This is a genomic window from Winogradskyella sp. KYW1333, assembly GCF_003335675.1.
Taxonomy (GTDB): domain Bacteria; phylum Bacteroidota; class Bacteroidia; order Flavobacteriales; family Flavobacteriaceae; genus Winogradskyella.
On the sequence record NZ_QPHL01000016.1, the window covers coordinates 200,504 to 224,820 of the forward strand.

The window sequence follows — 24,317 nt, forward strand, 5'->3', positions numbered from 1 at the left end:
TTAAGACAGTTTCATTATCTTGCAGAAGAGATATCAATATAACTAACTTAAATGAGTAAGTCATTAACGCCGTTTACCAAAGCTCAATTACTACCACAAGAAGAGACTTTAGAAATACTAAAACAAAAAGGAGAATTGTTTATAGGCATACCTAAGGAAACACATTTCCAGGAAAAAAGGGTTTGCTTAACTCCTGATGCAATATCTGCTTTAACAGCTAATGGCCATAGAGTTTTATTAGAGTCTGGTGCTGGTGAAGGTGCTAAATTTAAAGATAAAGACTATAGTGAAGCTGGCGCAGAAGTAACTAAGGATAAATCTAAAGTCTACTCCTGCCCTATTATATTAAAAGTTGAACCACCTGCTCTTGATGAAATAGAATTGATTAACCCTCAAACTATTTTAATTTCCGCACTTCAAATAAAAACTCAGAGTAAGTCATATTTTGAGGCTCTTGCTAAAAAAAGGATTACAGCTCTTGCATTTGAATTTATTAAAGATGAAGATGGAGCCTATCCTGCAGTACGATCACTGAGTGAGATAGCTGGAACAGCTTCTATATTAGTTGCTTCAGAGTTATTATCTAACGTGAATGGTGGCAATGGGTTAATGATGGGTAATATAAATGGTGTTCCCCCAACGGAAGTCGTTATTCTTGGTGCTGGTACGGTTGGAGAATTCGCTGCACGTTCTGCTATTGGTTTAGGAGCCAATGTAAAAATATTCGATAGTTCTATAACTAAACTTAGATGTATTCAGACTAATTTAGGTAGAAATGTGTATACGTCTACCATGCAACCTAAGAATTTATTAAAGGCCTTAAAGCGATGCGATGTGGCAATAGGTGCTGTTAGGGGAAGTAATAGATCTCCTGTTGTAGTTACTGAAACAATGGTTAATCATATGAAAAATGGATCTGTTATCATCGATGTTAGTATTGATATGGGCGGATGCTTTGAAACAAGTGAGGTGACTACGCACGATCATCCAACGTTTGAACATAATGGTGTAATTCATTATTGTGTACCTAATATTCCTGCTCGATATTCTAGAACAGCCTCAGTTTCAATCAGTAATATTTTTACACCTTACCTATTACAAATTGGTGAATATGGTGGATTAGAAAATGCCCTAAGATTTGATAGAGGATTAAAAAATGGATTGTACCTTTATCACGGAATTTTAACGAATAAATCAGTTGCAGATTGGTTTGGTTTAAATTATAATGATGCCAATCTTCTCATATTTTAATCCAAATATTTAATGAAATTTGTACAGCGCTTAGGATATTATCTTGGTGGTTTTGCCATAGGAATAATACTGCTAATGTTTTTTTTAAATGGTAAGAAAGCATCTTGTGATTATGGTCCTAATGCACGTACGGTTAAGAATATTAGCTCAAAGACTATAAGTTATTCTAAAAAAGCGCAATTATTCATGAATAATAATGGATTAGATACCACAGTGGTTAAAAATTTAATTAAATATGGTGACGTTGATTTCACCAATAGTAATACCGAATTGGATTCGTGCAAAATATATCAAATCGATAATGTTTATAAAGAAAGACAAATTCAGTTGTCTATAGAAAACTGCTTTTCAATTTCCAAAATATTAGATATGAACTACATTAACGAATAAAATTACATTTTCATAGTATAATTATTAATACTATCAATTAAATTTTAATCTTTGGTTTTTAAACTTAAATCTACCTATTAAATGAAAATACTGGTTACTGGTGCCGCTGGTTTTATTGGCTTTTTTACTTCAAGAGTTTTAGCAGAGAAGGGTCATGATGTTATTGGACTAGATAACATTAATGATTATTATGATATTAACCTTAAATATTCAAGACTTAAAGAATTAGGAATCAAGAGGGAATACGCAGAGGAGTTTAATAAATTATCATCGAGTGATAAACTCAATTTTTCTTTTGTTAGAATGAATTTGGAAGATCGTGAAGGCCTACCTAAATTATTTGAAAATGAAAAATTTGATGTAGTCTGTAATCTTGCCGCCCAAGCAGGTGTTAGATATAGCTTAGAAAATCCAAATACATATGTAGATTCAAATTTGGTTGGATTTGTAAATGTTTTGGAATGCTGTAGGCATAATAATATTAAACATTTAGTTTATGCTAGTAGTTCTAGCGTTTATGGCCTAAACGAGAAAATTCCTTTTTCAACAGATGATAATGTAGACCATCCAATAAGTCTTTATGCAGCTACTAAAAAGAGTAATGAGTTAATGGCACATACTTATAGTCATTTGTTTAATATCCCAACAACAGGGCTTAGATTTTTTACAGTATATGGACCTTGGGGAAGACCAGATATGGCTATGTTCCTATTTACTGATGCTATAATAAATGATAGTCCAATAAAGGTTTTTAATCATGGTAAAATGGAAAGAGACTTCACTTATGTTGATGATATTGTTGAAGGTATACTCAGAATTTGTGAAAATTCAACTAAGCCACGTTTAAAGAATAGTTCACCCTACAAGGTATACAATATAGGCAATAATAACTCGGTAAAGTTGATGGATTTTATTGAAGAAATTGAATATAACTTAAAAAAGGTTGCGAAGAAAGAAATGTTACCTATACAACCTGGTGATGTAGAAAAAACATGGGCTAACGTTAATGAGTTGATAAAAGATTATGATTATCAACCAAATACCTCAATAAAAGAAGGTGTAAAATCCTTTATCGATTGGTTTAAAAATTATTATAGTAAAAATAATTAATTACGTATTTGATTTTTATCGTTAAAAAGATACGTTAATATAAAAATTTATAAAAATTAGAAAATTTCATTCACATTTGCTGGAATTAAAAATTAACCCAAGTCAAATTAGCTAGAAACTATGAAGATAAATAAAATTTGTTGCATCGGTGCAGGATATGTAGGTGGTCCTACTATGGCCGTTATTGCCAAAAAAAATCCAAATATACAAGTTACAATCGTAGACATTAACCAAGAGAGAATAGACTCTTGGAATGATGATGACGTTTCGAAGCTTCCAATCTACGAACCTGGATTGGCAGAAATCGTAGAAGAAACTAGGGGTAAAAATTTACATTTTTCTACAGAAATTGATAAAGCAATTGATGAAGCTGAAATAGTATTTATTTCTGTAAATACCCCAACAAAAACTTATGGTAAGGGAAAAGGTATGGCCGCAGACCTAAAGTATGTTGAATTATGTGCAAGAAATATTGCAAATGTTGCAAAAACTGATAAAATAGTAGTCGAAAAATCTACCTTACCAGTCAGAACAGCTCATGCTATTAAGAGTATTTTAGATAATACTGGAAGTGATGTTAAATTTGATATACTGTCTAACCCAGAATTTTTAGCTGAAGGTACGGCAATACAAGACCTTTTAGCTCCTGACAGAGTTTTAATTGGTGGTGAGTCTGAAGATGCAATTGAAGCCTTAGCAAATATTTACGGAAGTTGGGTGCCTCAAGAACAAATTCTGAGAACAAATGTTTGGTCTTCAGAATTATCTAAATTAACAGCAAATGCTTTCCTAGCTCAACGTATATCGTCAATAAATGCAATTTCTGAACTATGTGAACATACAGAAGCTAATGTTAATGAAGTGGCAAGAGCTATTGGAATGGACTCAAGAATTGGGCCTAAATTTTTAAATGCATCTATTGGTTTTGGAGGGTCATGTTTCCAAAAAGACATTCTAAATCTTGTATATATCGCAAGAAGCTATGGTTTAAATGAGGTCGCAGATTATTGGGAACAAGTAATTATTTTAAATGATCATCAAAAAAGAAGATTTTCGGATAATCTAATCAGCACTTTATATAACACCGTTTCTGGTAAAAAAATTGCAATGTTGGGTTGGGCTTTTAAAAAAGACACCAATGATACTCGTGAATCTGCAGCTATTTATGTGGCAGATCATTTATTAAATGAGCGAGCAAATATTGCTGTATTTGACCCTAAGGTCCCTAAAGGGAAAGTTTACACGGATTTAGATTATCTTAACACACGGTCAGAGAAAGAAAATGAAGAACTTGTCGAAGTTTATGATAACCCTTATGATACAGTAAAAGATGCTCATGCTATCGCAATAATGACGGAGTGGGACGAGTTTAAAACTTATGATTGGTCTAAGATTTATAATCTTATGAAAAAGCCTGCATTTATTTTTGATGGGAGAAATATCTTAGATGAAAATAAATTGACCACCATTGGTTTTAAATATGCTGGAATTGGCAAGTAAGACCTAATAAGTATCTATATTTACCTTTTATGTGTTTATAAATAGTTTTTGTTGCGTTTCAATTCACCAACCAAAAAAAAGTTGAATCTTAATCAACTAATCTAATATCTGCAATGACAAAAAAGAAAATTGCCTTTGTAATTGGTGCCTTAACAGCAGGAGGTGCGGAGCGAGTTATTTCGACACTCAGTAACGAATTTATTTCTGACTTTAACGTTACAATCATAACATTTAGAAAGACTGAACCATTTTACCGATTAGACCATGCTGTAACAGTAATTTCTTGTTTTGATGAGATTAGCCAGCCAAACTCTTTCTTGGAGTCTATAAAACTTAATTACAAAATTTACAAGCGTATTACTCAAATAGTTAAAGATCTTAATATAGATTTACTCATAGGTTTTATCACTCAGGCAAATATTAAAACTGTTTTAGCAGCAAAAAAAAACAAAATACCATGTATTATAAGCGAAAGAAGTGACCCTTTTAAAAGTGATATTCCTCGTTTCTGGTTGATTTTAAGAAAGTTAATTTACCCAAGAGCCAATTCTATTGTGGTTCAGACGAAAAAGGTAAAGGAAATTTACCAGAAAATGTTAAATCACGAAAATATAGTTGTTGTACCCAACCCAATTTCTACAGATTTCACTGAATTGGCTACAAGTGAAGTAAAAAAAGAAAAAATAATATTATCTGTTGGTCGTTTGAATAATGATAAGCGTCATGATTTGTTAATAAAAGCGTTTAAAACTCTTAGTCCTAAAGACTGGAAAGTTTTAATTATTGGCTTTGGGTCTAATAAGAGTAAATTACAAAAACTTATCAATGATTTAGATTTATCTCATCAAATTGAAATAAAATCAAACATAAAAAATATCGAAGATTATTATAGAAGGGCCTCCTTATTTATTTTTACCTCCAGAGCTGAAGGATTCCCGAATGTATTGTTAGAGGCAATGTACTTTAAGTTGCCATGTATTTCAACAGACTGTAATTATGGCCCATCAGATATCATAACAAATGGTCAGGATGGTTTTTTAATTCCAGTTGACAATCAAAGTAGATTAGTCGCAAAAATGGATCAGGTTATAAAGGATGAGGACTTAAGAACAATAATTTCTCAAAATGGACATAAAACCGCTTTAAAATATAAAAGTAAAATCGTGACTCGTATGTGGAAAAATATTATCTCAAAACATATTTAAACTTAAATAAATTTATTGAAGAAATATTGTTATTTATATTTATAGCTACCATTCCGAATGGAATTGCATATCATATATTTATTTTATTCATCAATAAATCCAAATAGAAATACAATTATAAGTGAGAATTTTAAAGTACATCACACTAGGCCTGGTTCTACTTAACATACCATCTATTGTATTAGTTGTTTTTGGCGTAGGATTTGGAGCTTTAATGAGTTATTTTACTATTTTATCTCTAGCACTATATTATTTTTTTGAGAAAAAGACATCTCCAAATTGGTTTCTCTTAATTATTTCTCTTTTATATTTAATGATTAGTGGATTGCAATATGTAGGATTGACTTCCCAATTTTTTATGGACATCATAAAATTCTTAATCTTTTTAATAAGCGCTTATGAACTTGTTAAAAACACTAATATTGCTGAATTTAACCTATTTCTTCTTTTGGGAGCTATTACAATACCATTAGAAGCAATACTCTTCACAAGTGATTTTGGGAGATATGCCGGTTTTTACATTAACGCAAATGTGGCAGGGTTTATTTGCATTACAGGTTATGCATCGACTTATGGTTTAAAAAATGTAGGAACAAAATTAATTGGACAATTCTTATTCACTCTTGCAGGTTTATTAACCTTTTCTAGAACCTTTATTGTTATTTGGTTAGTAATTAATTTAATCTCTCTAAAAATAAATATTAGAAATATTAGAATTTTTGGACTGGGTTTCTTAATTGTTGGATCATTGTTTTTTATAGATGAAATGGTTGGATTAAATAATCCGCGTTTCGAACAACTGAGAAGCATATTGAATAATGAAGAAGTATCTACAGAAGATTTGAATGCCGATTCAAGATCTGACACATGGGCACTCTTTTATGATCAAATTTTAGATTCTCCACTTATAGGGAATGGTTACGGGTCATTTTCTGGAAAAGAGGGTTATGATATGGGAGTTCACAACTCGTATCTTATGATACTTGGAGAAGCCGGAATTATCCCCTTCGTATTATTTGTGGCTTATATTGGATATTTGTTAGCTATGAGCCTACTTTATTTTAAAAAAAAACCGAATTTAATTATGCAAGCTATTGCCTTATCTCTTTTTTTAATGGCCAATCATAATTTCTTCGGGTTTTATTTTGTTTCATTTGCTGCGATGTGGATTCAATATCAAATACATTTGTGTAAACAAGATGAACAAAATGAAATTGAAAATATAGAAGAAATATTAATCAACTAGTTACATAAAAGAACCATTGTTATATTAACAGTTAACCATTCATTATAAATTCCTTACAATTAACTTTTTAGTTAATTCACTACCATTAATAGTCAAAAGCTTAATAAAGTATATTCCACTAGACAATGTTCTTAAATCTATCCTAGAATTAATTTCTAATAACTGGTTTACATTTTCTATTCTTTTCTGCCTTACAATTCTCCCAGCAAAATCATAAATTAAAACTAAAACATCAGTAACATTCGATTCTTCTTTTAATCTAATATTTACATAATTGCTGGCAGGATTAGGGTAAACATTAAAAGAAGTAATTCCTGATTGTGTTTCATCATCTGGTCCTACTGTGTTTTCATTACATTGGCCTTGTACTGATACCCTAACAGTTGCTTCATCAAAATCTAGTGCATTAAATACTGTAACGGTATAATCTGTAGTTATTAATGGAGAAACTTGAATGGATTGGGTAGTTTCACCAGTACTCCATAAAAATTCGTCACCACCGGTCGCTGTTAAAGTTGCCACTTCATTTAAACAAATACTAATATCTTCACCAGCATAGGCTTGAACTGGTTCAAAAACATTTACCGTAACTTGTTTTTCATCATAGCAATCATTGATATAACCTCGAACCTCATAAGTTGTTGTTGCATTAGGACTCACAGCAATATTTGGTTGCGTAGCACCATTATTCCATTCGTAATAATTGGCACCCGTGGCTGATAATGTAATAAAATCACCATTAAGTATGTCTACGCTATCACCATTAACAATTACAACGTTTGGATTTGGATCCACAAAAACTGTGACATCATCTGAATCTTCTTGGATTCCACTTGAGATAGTTACAGAATATGTTGTTGTTGAAACCGGGTTTACAATTATACTTTGAGTCGTTTCTCCTGTACTCCATAGGTAAGTATCTCCAACTCCTGCAGATAGTGTGACCTCATCGCCACTGCCTTCGCAAATTGACTGATCATCTCCTGCATTAGCCTGAAAAACCTGTTCAACAGCAACCGTAACTTGGGCTTGTACATCACATACACCATTTGTTCCGATTACTGTATAGGTTTCAGTAGTATTAGGACTTACCGTAATCGAACTGGTTGTTTCTCCTGTACTCCATAAATAAGTATTTGCTCCTTCAGCTGTAAGTACTGCACTTTCTCCTGAAACAATCGTAACATCTTCTGAAATATTTAAATTTGGTATAGCATCTACAAAAACTGTGACATCATCTGAATCTTCTTGGATTCCACTTGAGATAGTTACAGAATATGTTGTTGTTGAAACCGGGTTTACAATTATACTTTGAGTCGTTTCTCCTGTACTCCAAAGGTAAGTATCTCCAACTCCTGCAGATAGTGTGACCTCATCGCCACTACCTTCGCAAATTGACTGATCATCTCCTGCATTAGCCTGAAAGACCTGTTCAACAGTAACGGTAACTTGGGCTTGTACCTCACATACATCATTTGTTCCGGTTACTGTGTAGGTTTCAGTAGTATTAGGGCTTACTGTAATCGAACTAGTTGTTTCTCCCGTACTCCATAAATAAGTATTTGCTCCTTCAACTGTAAGTACTGTACTTTCTCCTGTAACTATCGTAACATCATCCGAAATATTTAAATTCGGTATCGCTTCCACAAAAACTGTGACTTCATCTGAATCTTCTTGGATTCCACTTGAGATAGTTACAGAATATGTTGTGGTGGATGTAGGACTAACGTTTATACTCTGTGTAGTCTCACCAGTACTCCATAAGTAGGAATCACCATCTCCTGCTGTTAATGTTACAATTTCACCACTACCCTCGCAAATAGATTGATTTCCTCCTGCACTAGCAATAAAAATTTCCTCTATTGTAACGGTAACCTGTGATTGAACCTCACACGCTCCATTAAATCCAGAAACTGTATATGTAGTTGTTTCAGTTGGACTAACTGTTATGTTACTAGTTGTTTCACCTGTACTCCATAAATAAGTATTTGCACCTTCAATTGTAAGTATTGCAGTTTCTCCTGAAACAATCGTAACATCTTCTGAAATATTTAAATTTGGTATAGCATCTACAAAAACTGTAACTTCATCGGTATCTTCTTGATTTCCATCAGATACGGTTACGGTATACGTTGTACTTTCTAATGGACTAACCTCTATCGTCGGTGTTGTTTCTCCATTATTCCATAAAAAATTTGTTCCACCAGATGCAGAGAGCGTAACAGAATCTCCTACACAAATGGTTTGGTCTTCACCAGCTTCTGCATTCAGAGGTACAGGAATAACAGTTATAAGTGAGGTATCCGTGAAACCACCGTCATTTGATGTAAATCTAATTTCAACAATTCCCTCTGAATTACCAACTACTGTTCCACTTGAATTAACTGTGGCTATAGATTCATTTTCTGAAGTCCATAGACCATTCTGATCTGTAGTATTTGCAGGTGTAAATTGTACATCCAAATCTAAAATTTCCGACACATTCAAAGTAACCACATCTGGATTTATATCTATCCCTGTGGCCTCTACGTTTCCCAAAGAAGCACCATCGACTTGGTTCAGATATTCTTCTATCCATGTATAGCCACTAGGCGCCAAATCATTATGAGTTTGACCATCTGGAATATTTAAATCATACCATACTTCAGGTATGTGATCTGATTTTAGAGGATTATAAAAATTGACAGGTCTAGTATTATTAATAGTTTGTATTGGTAAATTTAATGTGCTATTCCTAGGTTCTTCAGCATCTAAATCAATCCCATTAACAAATTCCATATCATACGTATCTCTGTAGAATCCTACAGTTCCATCATCTTTAATATATTGAGAAGCACCAACTAAAGGCAAAAGATTATTTTTGAGCTCGCTGTTAGGAAGTATATCAAATTCACGTCCTTGAAAAGGAAGACTATTATCTAGAAACCAATCCGTGGGAAGTGGTTCAAAATTAACTTGAAATCTCGTCCATGCAACACTTTCGTCAGTATCAAATCCTTCTGGAACAGAATAATTTCCCCTTGGTTCATCTTGTAAAAAATTATTTTGATTATAAATCTGTGGCATTGATGTTGAATTATTGTTATAACCACACCAAAGTAACTTATTTGTTGTATTTACACCAGCTTGATAATAGTTTTCAATATGATTTAGTTTATAATCCCAATGATCCATTCTTATCAATCTATTTGACCAATTATGGATAAGATTATTAACAACATCAACTTTTATAGCGCTACCACCTTTAAAAGGTACTCGCCATCCCACATTGTAATAGGCATTTCTAATTACTGTATAACTTCCATCTTCTTGTTGAACAGGTCCCTCAGGCGAAGAGTTTCCAATAATTAATGAATATGAGCATTGGCCCCATAAATTATTCGATATTGTATGTGATGAAAGACCACCTGTTTCTCTTGAGGCAACCGAAACAGCCGTTGAATTACTTACATGTGAAAACGAACAATGATCAATAATAGTATCATCTCCACGCCCTACATGTAATGAACCAGAATAACCACCAGAATTTCTAAATTTCATATATCGAACTATCACAGAGGGTAATCCTGACATAATAATTCTATTACCTGTAACAGTGATACCGCCTTCCGGAGCGGATTGACCAGCCAGATAAATAGATCCTGTGTAACCTCCTTCATCACCAGGCAAATTACTACATCTAATCCAATCTTGTAATTCAATAACGCCGCTTACATCAAAAACAATTGTTCTATCAAGGCCTTTGTTCATTTCATTTTGAATAGCCCAACGTAATGTTCCTATGTCATCTCGACTGCCATCAGCAAGACTAGTTACATGCAAAACTACTCCTCCACTCGCACCTACAGAATAAGCGGCCGCACCATAAGCACTTGGAAACGCTGGTTGCTGACTATGAGAACTTGATATATTAAAAATTGAAAATAATAAAATGAAAGCATAAATATTTATGACTTGAAGTAAGTTCCTGAAAATTGTCATTTTTTCTGTTTAAATAGATTTGGGTGTGCAATATATTTAAAATATAGCTATAATACATTTTTTTTCGTTATAACGTATTTATTTGTAGGAATTTTCATTTGTAATATTATTTTTAAATTATATATTAAAACATACGTCGATAATACTGGATTGGATTACCCATAATATTTAAGAGCTAAAAATATTTTCTTACAATTAAATAGTCACAAATGATTAATAGTCTATTGATAAACTAATTTGTATTCGTTAAAAAGGTTGACTAATCATGAAGTTCTAATTATTTCGAAGTAACGGTCAGTTCTGACTAATAGTTTAGGAATGTGTCCTTTTTGCCGTGTTTTCAAGTATATTAACACAGAAATTATAATTAATAACATCCATTTTTTATAATTGCTTTGATTTTTAATGAATTTTTAAAATAAGATGCTAATTTTAGCCTGTGGATTTAAAGTCCATACTGTATTTTATTACCAATACAAATTATAATAAAATCTTTAATTACAAGCCAATAAAACAGTTATAAATGGCAAGAGTCTCCAAATCATTAAAGAATGCGAAAGTTGGTGTATTTTTTTTTATACTTTCAATTTTTGTACAGTTCTTTTCAAGGAAAATCTTTTTAGAAAATTTAGGGGATGAATTTATTGGCTTAGAAACAACTCTAAGAAGTATACTTAGCTTTTTAAACTTGGCCGAATTAGGAATTGGTACTGCAATAGGTTTTACACTCTACAAACCAATTTTTGACGAGAACCATGATGAAATAAATAAAATAATTGCTCTCTTAGGTGTTCTTTATAGAAGAATTGGTTACATCATATTTGGTGTAGGATTTATAATTTCTCTATTTTTTCCTTTAATATTTGCTGATACACCTTTCTCTTTGACAATCATTTATTATGTGTTTTATTCACTATTGATATCCGTTCTTTTAAGCTATTTTGTTAATTATCATATTAGTCTTTTAGGTGCAGATCAAAAAGGTTACATAGTGCAACAGTATTTTCAAACATTTACTATAACGCGTGTAATTTTGCAGTTTATCGTAGCTTTATATTACAAGAACTTTTTTGTCTATATCACATTAGAGCTTGTTTTCAGCATAATTTACAGTGTTGTAGTACGTTATAAAATTAAGCAAGAATATCCTTGGCTTGTTATAAATTCGGCACAAAAAACAGAAATCATTAAAGAGTACCCTCAGGTGATCACAAAAATCAAACAGGTATTCTTCCATAAGTTGAGTGCATTTGTGAAAAATGGTACTGACAACCTTTTGATTTATGCCCTTATTAATCTTCAAAGTGTAGCTTTTTTCGGCAATTATCAACTAATATTTATGAAACTTATCGGTCTAGTAAAGATGGCATTTGCCGGTACTGGATCTGCCGTGGGTAATTTAATTGCAGAAAACGATGAAAAGAACATAAATAAGGTGTTGTGGGAGTTAATCTCAATTCAGTTTTTTATCGCTGGGTTCTTCAGTTTAGTTATATATCATACAATGGATGCTTTCGTCTTATTGTGGTTAGGAGAAAAATATATATTATCCCATACCATATTACTATTAATGATAGCCAATTTCTTTATGATACAAATAAGTTCGCCAATTGAACGATTCAAAAATGCATATGGATTATATTCTGATACTTGGGCCGCTATGACTGAGGCAGTTATTAACTTGGTAATATCGTTTATTTTTGGCAAATTATTAGGTATAGCTGGTATAGTTCTGGGTACAGTCGTAAGTATGTTTTTTATAGTTGTTCTATGGAAACCTTACTTTTTATACAAAAGAGGATTTAAAAAAAGTGTACTGCATTATTGGAAAGGTTTATTACCAATGATAATAGTGTTTATAGCAACAATATTTTTTATTTATATTATAAAAGATTATTTTTATTATAATTCAGATAATATAACTCTTATCAATTGGATTATATACGCGATTCAAGTCACTATCGTGGTAACTATTGTCTATGGTACTATGCTTTACTTGTTTGTGCCAGGATTTAAAGACTTTTGCATTAGAGTAAAAACATTAGTTTTAAGTAAAATACAAAAATAGGACGAATTAATGTATATTTTCACAACATTCAAAATTTATAATACTTACCATACCAGCTAAATGATTAAGTCTAAAGTCGATTATAAATATTATTTAGAAAGAGATAGAATTGCCCTAAACGCTAAACCAAAAAATCTAGAGGATAAAGTAATTGGTGTAATTTCACCAAATCCTATTTATACTTTTCAAAAAAGTATGCGAAAGTTAGAATATTATTCCAATTGTAAGAATAAAGGTTTAAATAAGCTATATACAGCATATCTTAAATATAAGTTCAAAAAAATATCGATAAAGCTTGGTTTTTCAATACCTATTAATGTTTTTGGTCCTGGATTATCAATTGTACATTATGGTACTATAGTCATTAATAGAAACACCAATATTGGCGCTAATTGCAGAATCCATGCTTCCGTAAATATTGGGGCTTCTGGTGGTAAACCTGAGGCACCACAGTTAGGTGACAATATTTATATAGCGCCAGGTGCTAAAATCTATGGGGATATTACTATTGCAAGTAATACCGCAATTGGCGCAAATGCCGTTGTAAATAAATCTTTTGAAAAAGAAAACACAGTAATAGCAGGAATACCAGCAAAAGTTATTGGAGATGTAGATATTAGCCAAATCATAAAACATTTATAGATGTATCAAAACCAAGATAAAATAAGTTTTAAATTAAGGCGATTAATTTCAAATATTTTTAGAAACTCTAATTTTAGCTACTCAATTTTGAGACCTTTTTATAAAATCTATGAATTTGGACTAAGACTTATTCCAGATGAAATATTAATAAAAAGAAGTTTTAAAAAACATATGGGTTATCTTCTAGACCTAGATAATCCAAAAACTTTAAATGAAAAAATAAACTGGCTTAAACTCTATAATAGAAATGATATTCAATCTGTTTTAGCAGATAAATTTAAAGTTAGAGAATACGTAAAAAACAAAGTAGGCGATAAATATCTAATTCCGCTTTTGTTTAATACAACAAATGCTAAAGATTTGGTTTCTGAAAATTTTCCTGAGTCAAATTTTATTATTAAAACAAACCATAATAGTTCTGGTGGTCTAATTGTCAGAGACAAGTCCGAAGTAAACTGGAAAAAAGCTCAAAAAAGATTTAAGCGTTTACTAAATGAAAACCATTATTACAGCACTGTAGAATGGCATTACAAGAACATAGAACCTCAAATTATTGCTGAGCAATTGTTAACCCATGACGATGGCAGTATTCCTGAAGATATTAAATTACATTGTTTTAATGGTAAGGTCGCTTTTATAATGATTGACTTTGATAGGTTTGGTAAATTAAGAACACGAAATCTCTATGATCCAGATTGGAATTTAATAGAATGCAATTGGGGAAGGCCATATGGAAGAAAAATGAACAAGCCTTCAAACCTTGATGAAATGATAGCTGTTGCTGAAAAACTGGCTAGTGATTTTGTTTACCTTAGAGTTGATCTATATTTGATTAAATCTCAAATCTATTTTGGTGAACTTACGTTTTATCATGCATCAGGTTTACAAGCTTTTTATAAAAAAGAATGTGACCAAAAGTTTGGAGATATGTTAGACATATCATCTCTTAAAAAAATAAAACTCACCTAAATCATGGAAAAAATTAAAGTTTTTTTTGTTGTCCCAACGTTATATGGTGGTGGAGCAGAAAGAGTTATTTCATATATACCGCAATTTATTGATAAATATAAATTTGATGTAGAATTAATTGTAATAGGATTTGAGAAAGACAGTACCTATTCAGTTTCTGGGATTCCTGTAAGGTTTTTAAATAAAAAGAGAGTACTAAATTCTATTTTACAATTAGTTCAAATTTTCTCAAAAGAAAAGCCAAAAATTGTTTTAAGCACATTGTCACATCTTAATGTGGTAATGGGTCTAATCTCTTTACTTTTTCCAAAAACTAAATTTATAGGTAGATATACTATAGTAAGCCAAAATGAAATAGCCTTAAAGGATAAGAATGAAAGCTTTTCAAAAAAAATTACTCAAAAAATCTTTAGAATAAGTACAAACTTATTAGATATTGTTTTATGCCAATCAATAGATATGTATAACGATATGCAAATTAATAACTATAAAGTATCTAAATATAAACTTAGAGTAATTAATAATCCTATGAGAAGTGATTTTGAATTAAAACCTGAACGTTCTAACGATGAAAAAGTAGTGAAATTTATAACTGTAGCGCGTTTAGTACCAATGAAAGGACACGAAAGAATATTAAGAGCAATATCAACTTTAAGTTACCCATACATCTATTATATAGTAGGTGATGGAAAAGAAAAAGAAAAAATTTTTAGTATTGTAAATGAATTAGGAATACAAGAAAAAATAATTCATGTTCCTTACACAGCTGAAGTATCAAAATATCTTTCGCAGTGTAGCTTTTACTTACAAGGCTCTTATGCAGAAGGGTTTCCAAATTGTCTTATAGAAAGCTGTGCGGTTGGGACACCAGTAATAGCATTTAATGCACCAGGCGGTTTAAATGAAATCATCGAAGAGAGTGTTAACGGCTTCTTAGTAGAAAATGAAAAAGAATTCATTGAAAAACTTAATCATAAGCAAAAATGGTACCCAGAAAAGGTAAGAGAATCTGTTTACAAAAAATTTAATTTAGATAAAATTATTAAGGATTATGAAAACTTGTTTTTTGAAATTCTAGAATAATTCAAATTAGCATCATTAACCTTTGTACAACTTAAAAATGAAAACAATAAAACAAACTGCCAAAATCATGCTCCAAAAAGGTCAAGATTATTTATATCACAGAGAGCAAAATACAGAGGCATGGCGAATGATGAAACTTACCGAGAGTTATAAAGGCAAGCTCTCTAAAAAAAACAGGGTAATGTGTAAAGAGTACGCTTTAGACGTATTTGGACACAAAAAATATGCACCGTGGTTAATGTCTTATTGCTCATATTCAAATGAGTTTAAAGAAGGTTGGATTCCAGACAATTATTATGGTCAATATGTTGTGCCATTATATAAAGGTGATTATGGTAAAATATGTGACCGAGCAATAACGATTAACGAACTTTTAAAAGATAAGTATTCTTCAGACCTTGGGTATTTTATAAACGGTTTATTATTCAGTCATAAAAAAGAAGTAATAGATGCTAAAAATTTTAAGAAGATTCTTTTTGAAAGTGAGGATCGAATTGTTTTTAAAATAGAAAACTCTTTACAAGGTAAAGGCGTCTTTTTTTATGATCAAAACTCATTTAATATAGAAAAAATTAAAAAACTTGGTAATGGTGTATTTCAGAAATTTATAATTCAGCATTCATTTTTTAATCAGTTTAATAAATCCGCACTAGCAACGATTAGATTAACCTCTGTACTTAAAGATGACGGAAGCGTTGAAGTTAGAGCAGGCTATTTTAGGTTTGGACGGGATGGAGATTCTCATGTAATTTCATCCAGTCAAATGCGAATACCGATAGACATTAAAAATGGTTGTTTGTGGGACACTCACCTAGCCTTTTATCCAAAAAGCGAGTTTACTAAAAAATTGCCTGATAATGATATTGATTATCCTGGAATGAAATTACCTTCTTTTTATCATTGTATATCGGAAATTAAGAGATTACATGCTCTTATCCCTTATATAAGATGTATTGGTTGGGATATAATCGTAGATGAAAATAATAATATGAGGGTTATAGAATTAAATGGAGGACATAATGGTATTACCTTTAATGAAATGGTACAAGGGCCATGCTTTAAAGATTTAGGTTGGGAAAAATTAAGAAATACTTAAAAAACAAAATCAAATTAAGCTATTAAACACAAAAACCGTTCATAAAGTCGAAGAAATAAACATTAAATGCTGTTAACTATTATATTTGGCTCAGAAAGAAAAATTAGTTGAATTTAAACTCAATAATCTACCTACTAATCATTAAGGTTTATAAGTTGTTAAAATTAATTAATATTATTACACTAAAGTTATTCCTTTTTATTTCTAGTGTTTAATAAAATAGAAATGGCCCCAAAGACCAAAAAAAATATTTCAATTCTCAGTATTTCTCTGGCTAGTGGTGGTGCAGAAAAAGTAATTAGCTTACTTTTAAAAGAGTTAAGACACGATTATAATGTTACTCTAGTTTTATTTCATAAAGTTTTCCATTTCTCAGTTCCAGAAGGTATTGAAATTTTCGCCATGAGCGAGAATTTACCCAATAGACCATTTTACAAAAAGATTTTTGACTCCATCCTATTTATTATCAAGTATTATCGGTTTGTCAAAAAAAATAATGTAGAAATATCTATCTCCTTTTTAGCATTTCCGAATTTAATCAATGGTATTGTTGCAACTTTCAATAAAAATGTAAAAACAATCATTAGCGAAAGAGGGTTTCCGTCAGATAATGTGACTAGTAGGTTGTCTTTTTATATTTCTAAACTCTTCTATCCCATTTTTTACAATAAATGTGACAAATTATTTTCAAATTCAGTTTATATAAATAATGATTTAAAAGATAACTTTGGTGTTAAAATTCCTATGGAAGTTATTTATAATCCGATTGAATTGCCCATTAAAACTATTAAACCTGAACAGTTAAATATTGAAACAAAAAAACTTAAACTTATTACAGCAGGTACAATAAACAAAAGAAAGAACCAAATAATGATTATTAGGGCTATATCTGAATCTAATTTAGAATATAATTTTTCAATTATGGGTGATGGAGATTTGAAAGAATATTTAAAACAAGCAATTATCCAAAGAAAATTAAATGACCAAATAGCTTTAAAAGGCAAAGTAAAAAATGTAAATGAATTTTTATTAAATAATCAGTGTTTTGTATTGTCTTCATTTACAGAAGGATTCCCAAATGCATTAATAGAAGCTATGGCCATTGGTTTACCTTGTGTATCTACAAATTGCTTATCAGGTCCATTGGAACTTTTAAATGAAAACGATCCAATACAAATAAATGATGGTGATTTCTATATTGGAAAATATGGCCTACTCGTTAACAATGATGATCATATCGGCTTGAGCAAAGCTCTAGATTTCTATCATAATAACCCATCAGAACGAGAACGCTTTAGTAGCCTAGGTATGAAAAGGGCGAAAGCTTATGAGCTTAAAACAATCTACAATCAATTTAAACAATTTATTAAATGTTAAAAGTGTATGTGCGGAATTAATGGATTTATAGATTTTAATTCTTCTAAAAAGGATAAGGTAGTTTCTTTTTTAAACAATATGAATCAGTTGATATTTCATCGTGGTCCAGATGAGAATGGGATTTTCGCAGAATATTCAGATTCATGCTCAGTTGGTATGGGTATGAGAAGGCTTTCAATAATAGATTTATCATCTGGACAACAGCCCATTTATTCAGATGATGAAAAGATAGTTATTGTGTTCAATGGAGAAATATATAACTACAAAATTCTAAAATCTAAACTTGAGGCAGAGGGTGTTAAGTTTAATACATCAAGTGATACAGAAGTCATACTTAAAGCTTATGAAAAACATGGCATAGAATCGTTTAAATGGCTTGATGGAATGTATGGTTTTAGTATATATGATAAAAGAATAAATAAAATTTTCATTGCTAGAGACTTTTTTGGTGAAAAGCCCTTGTATTATGCAATGATAGATAATAAATTTATTTGGGCATCTGAATTAAAATCTATTATCAAGACCTGTAAATCCAAACCAGCGATTTCAAAAAAAGGATTGAATCTTTTTTTTAGATTAACATACGTACCAGCACCTCATACAATTTATGAAGGTATTTTTAAATTAGAAGCCAATCATTTTATAACATACGATTTAGAAAAACAAGATTATAAGATTGAAAAGATCAATAGCGAACCAGAACCTAAAGAATCTGATATCTCCTTTGATGATGCTAGGAAGAAAACAAAGGAATTGGTTTATAACAGTGTTGATAGTAGATCAATTGCAGATGTTGGTCTGGGCACATTCTTATCTGGCGGTGTAGATTCTTCAATTATTTCGTTATGTCTTTCAAGAGCAACAGAAAGAAAGATTGACACATTTTCCATAGGTTTTAAAAAAGCCTCATACGATGAAACGGATAAGTCAAGAGTAGTTGCCAAAATGCTAGATAGTAATCATCATGAATTTATTATTGATGAGGATGATTTAAAAAATAACATTCATGAGATTTTGGTAAATTTTGACGAACCATTTTCTGATTCTGCGGCACTTCCCACTCACCTACTTTCTGAAAAAACAAGAGAACATGTCACAGTTGCATTAACAGGTGATGGTGGCGACGAAGTTTTTGGAGGATATAATAAATATTATGTGGGAAAAATGAATAGGAAGTACACTAAAGTTGTTCCAAAAGCATTACATAATTTTATTTTAAATCTGAGTAAGAAACTATTAGTAGACAAAGACGATAAACGTGGTAAAAAGTTTCAAATAAATAAGCTACTCAATGCAATTAACTATGAAGGTGAGTTTTATTGGGACATTATATCTTTAGCCAATACAAGCCGTCAATTATCAGAAATAATGCTTCCAGAATATTTTGACAAAAATATATTTAAGGAATATAAGAATGTATTAGGTAATAAAAATATTAAAACACTTACAGACTTCAGGCTGGTAGATAAGATTTTAAGCCTTGAAGGAGGTATGCTAGCTAAGGTAGACCGCACAAGCATGTTAACGAGTTTAGAATGTAGAGCACCTTTCCTTAATAGAGAAATCTGGGAGTTTACCAATACACTACCAGAAAAATACTTAATGGATGGATGGAATAAAAAGTATATTCTAAAAGAAGCTTTTCGTGACGATTTTCCAGAAAATTTTCTTGAAAAAAGTAAAAGTGGATTTGGTTCACCAACTGGAGATTGGTTAAGACAAAGTTTAAGAAAAGAGCTAGAGGGGTATATCGATCCTAACATGTTAAGGGAACAAGGTATCTTTAACAGAGATGAAATAACAAAAATAGTAACTGATCATCTGAATAGTAAGAAGGATAGTACATTTAGAGTTTGGTCCTACTATTGTTTTCAAAAGTGGTATAAGTTCAATTATTTAAATGGTGAAGCATAAAAATGAAAAAGAAAAGAATATTAATAGTTGCTTCTTTATCTCAATCACTTATTAATTTTAGAGGGGATTTTATCAAAAGTCTAATACATTCTGGTTATGACGTTTATGCCTTAGCACCTAGGCATCTTGATAAAGTTAAGGATAAATTAATTGAATTTGGCGCAAAACCTCTTGATTTTAATTTAAATAGAACCGGTTTAAATCCAATTAAGGATATACAAACCATTAGAGAATTGAAATCAATTATGAAGGATAATAAAATTGATTTAGTATTTCCTTACACCGTAAAACCAGTAATTTACAGTTCAATAGCAGCAAATCAATTGGGCATACCTGTTATCTCTTTAATAACAGGTTTGGGATTTGCTTTTACAGGTTTGACGAGAAAAGCAAGAGTATTGCAACAACTTAATGAAACCTTATACAAGTTATCTATAAGAAAGAATAAAATTGTAGTATTTCAGAATCGTGATGATTATCAATTATTTTTGGATAGAAAGATTCTTAAGAAAAATAACAAAGTTGCATTTGTTAGCGGTTCTGGTGTAAACCTAAATCAATTTAAGTTCAGAAAAAATAAAATTGATTCTAACAAAATTAGTTTTTTACTAGTTTCGAGATTGATTAAAGAAAAGGGAATTGCTCTATTTTTGAATGCTGCAAAAGTTCTAAAAGAAAAATATCCTGAATCTGAATATCATGTAATTGGTGCCACCGATAAATCTCCATCTTCTATTAAGGAGGAAGAATTAAAAAATTTACATGAACAAGGTATAATAGTGTATTATGGTAAACAAAACAACATACCCGAACACTTGTACAATCGTGATGTATTTGTATTACCCACTTATTATCGGGAAGGTGTACCCAGATCCATATTAGAAGCGCTTTCAGTTGGATTACCAATTATTACAACTTATACTCCAGGATGTAAAGAAACAGTAAAAAAAGATTACAACGGTATTTTAATTAAGCCTCAAAATATAGACGCTTTAATCAATGCAATGGAGTACTTTCTAATTAATAGCGATAAGATTGAAGAAATGGGTATAAACAGCAGAAATTATGCTGAAGAACGCTTTGATGTAAATATTGTTAACAGCGATATTATTGAACTTATTTCAAAAGAAATTTAATTATCAACAGTTTGTGCAAACGTCTTATTTTTGGTAAAGAAATATTAGGTTTATTTTATTCTGAAAATTCATAAGAACCACAAACACAAAAGTCCTAATCAACCTATTATAATAATTTGATTTTAATCTATAAATACAGTTCTAAATATATATATAACGTTTAAAACGAACATTTTATCGTATTAATTACTTTAGATTTAAACTTTATATCAATAGAAACTATATTCGCCTTATTATATTAATAATTAATTAGGTCCCAAACACCTATAATTTAAACTTTATCAAGTTTATAGCTTAATAAATAACCTATGAATAAAAAAATATGGTTGTCTTCACCACATATGAGTGGTAAAGAACAATTCTACATTAAAGAAGCATTCGAAGCAAACTGGGTAGCGCCTCTCGGACCAAACGTGAATGGTTTTGAAAACGAACTTGAAGCCTATTTAGGACGAGATATGAATGTAGCTGCGCTCGCTTCTGGAACGTCTGCTTTACACTTAGGTTTAATATTATTAGGAGTTAAAAATGGAGACGAAGTTATTTGTCAAAGTAAAACTTTTTCTGCCTCTGCAAATCCAATTACCTATTTAGGTGCTATTCCAATTTTTGTTGATAGTGAAAAAGACACTTGGAATTTATGTCCCGAACAATTAGAATTAGCAGTTAAAGATAGAATTTCAAAAGGTAAAAAACCTAAAGCAATTATTGCAGTTCACCTATATGGAATGCCATATAAAGTTGATGAAATAAGGGAAGTTGCTGACAAATATGAAATACCAATTTTAGAAGATAGTGCTGAATCTTTAGGAAGTACATACAAGGGTGTTAAATGTGGTACTTTTGGCGATATCGCTATTTTGTCTTTCAACGGCAATAAAATTATTACCACTTCAGGAGGAGGTGCATTAGTTACAAACTCTAAGGCCGTGAAAGATAAAGCCGTTTTTCTCTCAACGCAAGCTAGAGATAACGCTCCACATTACCAACATTCTGAGATAGGTTATAATTATAGGATGTCAAATATTGTTGCTGGTATTGGGAGAGGTCAAATGACCATATTAGATAACCATGTAAAACAAAGACGTTTAAATCATATGTTTTATATGAATGCTTTTGATGGAATTGAGGAAATTAGGTTTTTGGAAGAACCATCTCAGATGTATTCTAATCGTTGGTTAACAACTATTCAATTACCTTCATATTCAATACGCGAAGGACTTAGAGAATTTTTACTTAAAGATAATATTGAGTCAAGACCTCTTTGGAAACCAATGCACTTACAACCTATTTTTAAGGATTCTCCTGCATTTATAAATGGAATATCAGAAGACTTATTTAAAAAAGGTCTATGTTTACCTAGTGGTTCCAATTTAACCGAAGATGATTTAAACAGGGTAATTTTAGGAATAAAAACGTATTTTACAAAATGCTAAATAATTTTTTAAATAAAATATCCCAAAAATATGCTTCTAAATGGCTTGTTTTGCTATTTGATATTTGTATAGTAATTAGCGCATTTTTTATTGCATATTTTATTAGGTTTAATTTTAAACTTGACTTTAGTTTAACAACACTTCTTGAACAAATTCCGTATGTGGCCATCGCAGCTGCAATCAGTTTTATTTCCGTTGGGTCCCACGAGGGAGTTGTTAGATTCACAGGATTCAAGGATATTGTCAATATTGTAATTGGCGCTAATATTCTCGCAACAATTCTAATTGGTCTTACCTTTTTGAGTAGAAAAATAAGTGTTGTTGATAGTTTATTCAATATATCAGGTTCTATTGTTTACATTCATTTATTATTGAATATTTTATTTTTAATAGGTTCTAAACTTTTTATTAAATCAGTATATAACTATATTAAACAAGATTTAAATTCAATTTCTAATGTATTAATATTTGGAGCTGGCAGTTCTGGAATGCTCACATATGATGCTATTATTAATGATACTAAAAACACACTTCAGGTCGTTGGATTTATTGATGATGACGAAAGAAAAATTGGGAAGAAAATCGATCTCGTCAAGGTTTATAATTTATTATCAATAGATGAAACTTTTATTGAAAAAAATAATGTCGAGGATGTAATAATATCCATTCAAAATATAGAGCCTACAAGGTTACTTCAGATTACCGGTAATCTTTTTGGTTTAGGGTTAAAAGTAAAAATTGTACCTCCAGTACAAAATTGGATTGATGGAGATCTCAGTGTTGGCCAAATTAAAGAGGTTAAAATTGAAGACCTTTTGGGACGAGAGCCTATAAATATTAAGAATCCTGATTTAGAAGAGCAATATGACAATAAAGTTGTACTTATTACAGGAGCTGCTGGATCAATAGGTAGTGAAATATGTCGAAAAGTAAGTTTATATAACTACAAAAAATTAATACTTGTTGATAATGCTGAATCAGCACTATATGACATTCAACAAGAATTTAGACAAGTAGGCCTTCAAAATATAGAGACTGTTGTTGCAGATGTAAGAAACAGAGCGCGAATAGATCAAATATTTAACCAATATAAACCAAAAATTGTTTTTCATGCTGCAGCCTACAAGCATGTACCACTGATGGAAAACAACCCATTTGAAGCTGTAAATGTAAATATTGCGGGTACAAAAAACGTTGCTGATATTTCTGTAAAACATAGCGTTGATAAGTTTGTTCTTATTTCAACCGACAAAGCTGTGAATCCTACTAATGTAATGGGGGCTACTAAAAGAATTGCTGAATTGTATATTACATGTTTAAAGGGTAAAGGTCATACTAAGTTTATAACAACTAGGTTTGGTAATGTTCTAGGCTCTAATGGTTCAGTGATTCCTTTATTCAAAAAACAAATTGAAAAAGGTGGCCCATTAACCGTAACACATAAAGAAATAACACGCTATTTTATGACTATTCCAGAGGCTTGTCAATTAGTATTAGAGGCAGCTGCAATGGGGAATGGTGGTGAAATATATGTTTTTGATATGGGAGAGCCTATCAAAATATTTAATTTAGCTACTAATATGATTGTATTGTCTGGTCTTAGATACCCAGAAGATATTGATATAAAAATTACAGGCTTGAGACCAGGCGAAAAGATATATGAAGAATTATTGGCTGATGGAGAAAACACTAAAAAAACATATCATGAAAAAATTATGATTGCGAAGTCTAGAAGAGTTGATATTGAATCAGTTGAAAGAAATATTAATAAGTTATCCAATATCAATACCTTAGCGCAACCTCTGGAAATCGTTTCAGCTATAAAATCACTAATACCTGAGTATATTTCTAACAATTCAACATTTGAAGTGTTAGATGATAAAAATGCTATCAATTAACCAATTAGAATAATA

General features: G+C 30.9%; 17 protein-coding genes. 16 read left to right on the forward strand and 1 reads right to left on the reverse strand.

The window, feature by feature from the left end; genetic code table 11:
- Positions 1-51: 51 nt before the first annotated feature.
- The 6 genes from DUZ96_RS08505 to DUZ96_RS08530 all read left to right on the forward strand — a co-directional run bounded on the left by DUZ96_RS08505 (position 52) and on the right by DUZ96_RS08530 (position 6,702).
- Positions 52-1,251, forward strand: a complete 1,200-nt coding sequence (locus DUZ96_RS08505) for an alanine dehydrogenase (protein WP_114301512.1) — start codon at positions 52-54, stop codon at positions 1,249-1,251.
- A gap of 12 nt (positions 1,252-1,263) precedes the next feature.
- Positions 1,264-1,641 (forward strand): hypothetical protein, encoded by a 378-nt coding sequence (locus tag DUZ96_RS08510; RefSeq protein WP_114301513.1) that lies wholly within the window; start codon positions 1,264-1,266, stop codon positions 1,639-1,641.
- 81 nt (positions 1,642-1,722) lie between these two features.
- Positions 1,723-2,751, forward strand: coding sequence for an NAD-dependent epimerase (locus DUZ96_RS08515; protein WP_114301514.1), 1,029 nt, complete (start codon positions 1,723-1,725; stop codon positions 2,749-2,751).
- A gap of 120 nt (positions 2,752-2,871) precedes the next feature.
- Positions 2,872-4,251: a nucleotide sugar dehydrogenase gene (locus DUZ96_RS08520; protein WP_114301515.1), complete on the forward strand. Its 1,380-nt coding sequence runs from the start codon at positions 2,872-2,874 to the stop codon at positions 4,249-4,251.
- Positions 4,252-4,364: 113 nt separating this feature from the next.
- Positions 4,365-5,456: a glycosyltransferase family 4 protein gene (locus DUZ96_RS08525; protein WP_114301516.1), complete on the forward strand. Its 1,092-nt coding sequence runs from the start codon at positions 4,365-4,367 to the stop codon at positions 5,454-5,456.
- Positions 5,457-5,577: 121 nt separating this feature from the next.
- Positions 5,578-6,702, forward strand: a complete 1,125-nt coding sequence (locus DUZ96_RS08530) for an O-antigen ligase (RefSeq protein ID WP_114301517.1) — start codon at positions 5,578-5,580, stop codon at positions 6,700-6,702.
- 42 nt (positions 6,703-6,744) lie between these two features.
- Here the strand turns inward: DUZ96_RS08530 and DUZ96_RS08535 are convergent, their stop codons facing one another.
- Positions 6,745-10,683 (reverse strand): T9SS type A sorting domain-containing protein, encoded by a 3,939-nt coding sequence (locus DUZ96_RS08535; RefSeq protein ID WP_114301518.1) that lies wholly within the window; start codon positions 10,681-10,683, stop codon positions 6,745-6,747.
- 523 nt (positions 10,684-11,206) lie between these two features.
- On the opposite strand from DUZ96_RS08535, the gene DUZ96_RS08540 reads away from it, so the two are divergent.
- The 10 genes from DUZ96_RS08540 to DUZ96_RS08585 all read left to right on the forward strand — a co-directional run bounded on the left by DUZ96_RS08540 (position 11,207) and on the right by DUZ96_RS08585 (position 24,302).
- A complete protein-coding gene (locus tag DUZ96_RS08540) occupies positions 11,207-12,751 on the forward strand; it encodes a sugar transporter (RefSeq protein WP_114301519.1) in 1,545 nt (514 codons plus the stop codon).
- A 60-nt stretch (positions 12,752-12,811) separates the two neighbouring features.
- Entirely contained in the window at positions 12,812-13,393 is a 582-nt protein-coding gene (locus DUZ96_RS08545) for a serine O-acetyltransferase (RefSeq protein ID WP_114301520.1), read from the forward strand.
- The gene (locus DUZ96_RS08550; RefSeq protein ID WP_114301521.1) at positions 13,394-14,362 is read left to right on the forward strand and encodes an ATP-grasp fold amidoligase family protein; all 969 of its coding nucleotides are present in this window, start codon (positions 13,394-13,396) and stop codon (positions 14,360-14,362) included.
- Between the two features lie 3 nt (positions 14,363-14,365).
- Positions 14,366-15,445: a glycosyltransferase gene (locus tag DUZ96_RS08555; protein ID WP_114301522.1), complete on the forward strand. Its 1,080-nt coding sequence runs from the start codon at positions 14,366-14,368 to the stop codon at positions 15,443-15,445.
- A gap of 37 nt (positions 15,446-15,482) precedes the next feature.
- Entirely contained in the window at positions 15,483-16,541 is a 1,059-nt protein-coding gene (locus DUZ96_RS08560) for a sugar-transfer associated ATP-grasp domain-containing protein (protein WP_114301523.1), read from the forward strand.
- Positions 16,542-16,766: 225 nt separating this feature from the next.
- A complete protein-coding gene (locus DUZ96_RS08565) occupies positions 16,767-17,918 on the forward strand; it encodes a glycosyltransferase (RefSeq protein WP_114301524.1) in 1,152 nt (383 codons plus the stop codon).
- Between the two features lie 6 nt (positions 17,919-17,924).
- Entirely contained in the window at positions 17,925-19,832 is a 1,908-nt protein-coding gene (asnB, locus tag DUZ96_RS08570; RefSeq protein ID WP_114301525.1) for an asparagine synthase (glutamine-hydrolyzing), read from the forward strand.
- A gap of 2 nt (positions 19,833-19,834) precedes the next feature.
- Positions 19,835-20,968, forward strand: a complete 1,134-nt coding sequence (locus DUZ96_RS08575; protein WP_114301526.1) for a glycosyltransferase family 4 protein — start codon at positions 19,835-19,837, stop codon at positions 20,966-20,968.
- Between the two features lie 308 nt (positions 20,969-21,276).
- Entirely contained in the window at positions 21,277-22,404 is a 1,128-nt protein-coding gene (locus tag DUZ96_RS08580) for a DegT/DnrJ/EryC1/StrS aminotransferase family protein (RefSeq protein ID WP_114301527.1), read from the forward strand.
- Entirely contained in the window at positions 22,398-24,302 is a 1,905-nt protein-coding gene (locus tag DUZ96_RS08585) for a nucleoside-diphosphate sugar epimerase/dehydratase (RefSeq protein WP_114301528.1), read from the forward strand. The genes DUZ96_RS08580 and DUZ96_RS08585 overlap by 7 nt, the downstream gene beginning before the upstream one ends.
- Positions 24,303-24,317 lie beyond the last annotated feature (15 nt).